Here is a 2,944-nt window from a genome sequence, read left to right as displayed (position 1 = left end):
CGGCGCACGGCCGGGTCCTCGCCGTCGGCGGGGACGAGGGGCACCAGCGCCCAGAGCCAGAGGTAGAGCAGCACTCCCCCTCCGCCGAGGGCGGTCGTGACGAGGGCGAGGAGGCGGGTGCGGCGGATGCTCCAGCCGAGGTGCTCGGCGAGCGCGGCGCAGACTCCGCCGAGCACGACCGTGCGCTCGCGCCGCAGCGGCGGGCGGGCGAAGGTTCCGGGGAGTGTGCTCACCCCTGCATCCAAACAGGTCGGGCGCTCGGGCGGGGTCGACTCGGGGTCGGATCAGGGGTTCCCCCGATGGCCCGGGGCATCGGAGGCACGGGAGACTCGCAGCATGACAGCACCGAGCACGACACCACCGGGAGACGGGCCCGCCGGAGCGGACGGCGCAGGACCGGACGGAGCAGCGGCGGACGCCGCAGCGGGAGCCGCGGCGGCGCCCACCGGAGGCGACGCACCCGGCCCGGGCGGCGCCTCCGCAGCCCCCGACGAACCGGCCGCCGAGAACCGCTTCGTGCTCTGGCTGCGCGGCCTCGACCTGCCTCGTCGGCCAGGCTGGATCGGCGGAGTGTGCGCGGGCGTCGCCGACCGCCTCGGCATCGACCCGCTGATCGTCCGCGGGATCGTGCTCGTGGTGGCGGTGCTCGGCGGGCCGGCGCTCCTGCTCTACGCGGCGGGCTGGCTGCTGCTGCCCGACCAGGACGGCGCACTCCCGGTGGAACGGCTGCTGCGCGGCAGGCTCGACCGCGTGCACGCCGGGATCGGCGTTCTGCTGCTCGCCTCGATGCTCCCGGTGGCGCAGGGCTTCTGGTCGCTCGGCAGTGCCTACACCGGAGTCGATGCGTGGGCGCCGACGACCGGGCGCGCGCTCTGGTCGGCCGTGGTGCTGGGGCTGATCGCAGGCTTCGTCGTCTGGATCGTGCGCCGCTCGAGGCGACGCGGCGAGGAGCGGGCTCCCGCTGCGGCGGAGACTGCGGCTCACCAGGGTCCCCTCGCTCCGCCCGCGCCGCAGGACCGCCGCCCCTCCTCCCCCGAGGCCGTCGCCGAGTGGCGCGAGCGGCAGGAGGCGTGGCGGGCCGAGCGGGAGGCGTTCCGCGCTCAGCAGACGCCTCGGCCCGCGAGACCGCTCGGGCCAGGGCCGAGGAGGCGCAGCGTGCCGCCCGCGCGGTCACCGCGGCCCGGCTCGAGCGGCAGCGCCTGCGCCGGGCAGCGAACCCCCGGCTGCGGGCGAGCCTCGTGCTGCTCGCCGTGGGTGCCGCGGCGTTGGCCGGCGCTCTGGCCTCGCTGACCGCCTCCGGATCGACGGCGACCGTCGTCGGATTCGCCACGGCCACCCTCGTGCTCGGTGTGGTGATCGTGCTCGCGGGCCCGCTCCGACGCCGCACGATCACGCTTATCGTGCTGTCGTTGCTCACGCTGCTGACGGCGACGACCGCCGCGCTGCTGCCACCGGACCGGACCTTCCTGCCGATCACGGGCTCCTACGGCCTCTCGAACGCGTCGCCCGGGCGCTACGCGACCCTCGCCGCGAGCGATCTCTCGATCGTGGCGTTTCCCGAGGTCGAGAGTGAGGAGCCGCTCGACCTCTGGGTGGGCGCCGGCCGCGTCTCCCTCACCTGGGTGGAGGGCACAGCGGTGCGGATCGAGAGCTCCTCCGAGAACACCGACCTGCGGATCGTCGACGCCGACGGACGGGACGTCGGCACTCCGCGCGAGGTGCGCACGGTCGACGGCCGGCAGCTCTGGACCCAGACCTTCGGCGACCCCGCCGCCACACCGTTCGTGGTGCGGATCACCCAGGAGGGCGGCTCGATCCGCGTCCTCGACCCCAGCGACACCACCGAATCCGGCGCCGCATCGGACGCCACCACCCCCAGCACCGCCACCCCCGCGACAGGAGCAGCACGATGACCACACCCCCCGCCTCCCGCACCCCGCGGATCCGCGTCGGCGCGATCCTCTACGGCCTCGTCGTGCTCGCCGCCTCGGCCGGTCTGCTCGCGATCTCGGCAGACCCGGCCCTGCGCACCGCCGTCGTCGAGCGCGGGCTGACCCTCGAGCCGGGCGAGGTCGTCGCCCTGATCGTGGCCGGGTTCGGCGCGATCGCGCTGCTCCTGGCCCTCACCCGCCTGCTCGATCGGCGCGAGGAGCGCCAGGCCGACTGAAACGGCCGCTCGACGTCGGTCGTGGCCGCGGCGTCGAGGGCCGTTTCGAGCACCCGCTCTCCGCACGGTGCGCGGCCCGGCGCCGGATCGACTCCGATCAGCGCCAGCCGATCCGGAGCGCGCTCGCACGAGCCCCGCCATCCGCACCTCCTCGCCCGACTCCGCACGCTCGGACGCACCGCGCGCGGGGCTCGCACCCGACCGGATACGGCAGGCTGGAGGCCCACGCGCCGGAAGGAGGGAGCCGCGATGACCGCCGACGACTCCTCCGCCGGTGCGTCCGCGCGCCGCCCGACCATCCAGGACGTGGCGGCCGCCGCCGGCGTCTCGCGCGCCCTCGTCTCGATCGTCCTGCGTGGCGCGCCCGGCGCCAGCGAGGCAACACGCCTGCGCGTGCGCGAGGTCGCTCAGCGGCTCGGCTACCGCCCCGACCGTCGCGCCCAGCAGCTGCGGGAGTCGCGGTCACGCACCGTCGGAGTCTCGTTCGAGGTCCGGCAGGCGTTCCACGGCGACCTCGTGGAGACCCTCTACACCGCTGCCGCCGACCGCGGCTTCTCGCTTCTGCTGTCGGCGAGCGCCCGCACCCGCACCGAGGGCGACGCCGTGCAGACCCTGCTCGACGACCGACCGGAGGCGCTCGTGCTGATCGGCAGCCGACTCGGCGACGACGCGCTGCGCGAGCTGCGCAGGAGGCTGCCGGTGGTCGTCCTCGCGCGCACCGCGGCGGGCGTGGTCGACGCCGTGCGCACCGACGACGCGGAGGGCGCGCGGCGGGGA

At 75.9% G+C, this 2,944-nt stretch carries 5 protein-coding genes; 4 read left to right on the top strand and 1 reads right to left on the bottom strand.

Features of this window, described 5'->3' with window-relative positions; translation table 11 throughout:
• Window positions 1–233 (bottom strand): PspC domain-containing protein (locus ACH61_RS14745; protein ID WP_153038921.1); only part of this gene is annotated, 233 nt, incomplete at its 3' end.
• Between the two features lie 103 nt (window positions 234–336).
• Here ACH61_RS14745 and ACH61_RS14740 point away from each other — a divergent pair.
• The 4 genes from ACH61_RS14740 to ACH61_RS14725 form a co-directional block, all read left to right on the top strand.
• Window positions 337–1,290, top strand: a complete 954-nt coding sequence (locus tag ACH61_RS14740) for a PspC domain-containing protein (protein ID WP_068213497.1) — start codon at window positions 337–339, stop codon at window positions 1,288–1,290.
• The gene (locus ACH61_RS14735) at window positions 1,239–1,913 is read left to right on the top strand and encodes a hypothetical protein (protein ID WP_068213494.1); all 675 of its coding nucleotides are present in this window, start codon (window positions 1,239–1,241) and stop codon (window positions 1,911–1,913) included. Before ACH61_RS14740 ends, ACH61_RS14735 begins: the two co-directional genes overlap by 52 nt.
• Window positions 1,910–2,167 (top strand): hypothetical protein, encoded by a 258-nt coding sequence (locus ACH61_RS14730; protein ID WP_068213484.1) that lies wholly within the window; start codon window positions 1,910–1,912, stop codon window positions 2,165–2,167. The genes ACH61_RS14735 and ACH61_RS14730 overlap by 4 nt, the downstream gene beginning before the upstream one ends.
• Window positions 2,168–2,416: 249 nt before the next feature.
• Window positions 2,417–2,944: LacI family DNA-binding transcriptional regulator (locus ACH61_RS14725; RefSeq protein ID WP_153038920.1), on the top strand; the 528-nt coding region annotated here is incomplete at its 3' end.

Source organism: Rathayibacter tanaceti (genome assembly GCF_001634385.1).
Taxonomy (GTDB): Bacteria; Actinomycetota; Actinomycetes; order Actinomycetales; family Microbacteriaceae; genus Rathayibacter; species Rathayibacter tanaceti.
The sequence above is the reverse complement of the archived record's forward strand: the minus strand, read 5'-3'. Positions and strand labels throughout refer to the sequence as shown.

Coding starts and splice junctions, on each gene's coding strand:
- ACH61_RS14730 (WP_068213484.1), top strand. CDS start 1,910: ATGACCACACCCCCCGCCTCCCGCACCCCGCGGATCCGCGTCGGCGCG.
- ACH61_RS14740 (WP_068213497.1), top strand. CDS start 337: ATGACAGCACCGAGCACGACACCACCGGGAGACGGGCCCGCCGGAGCG.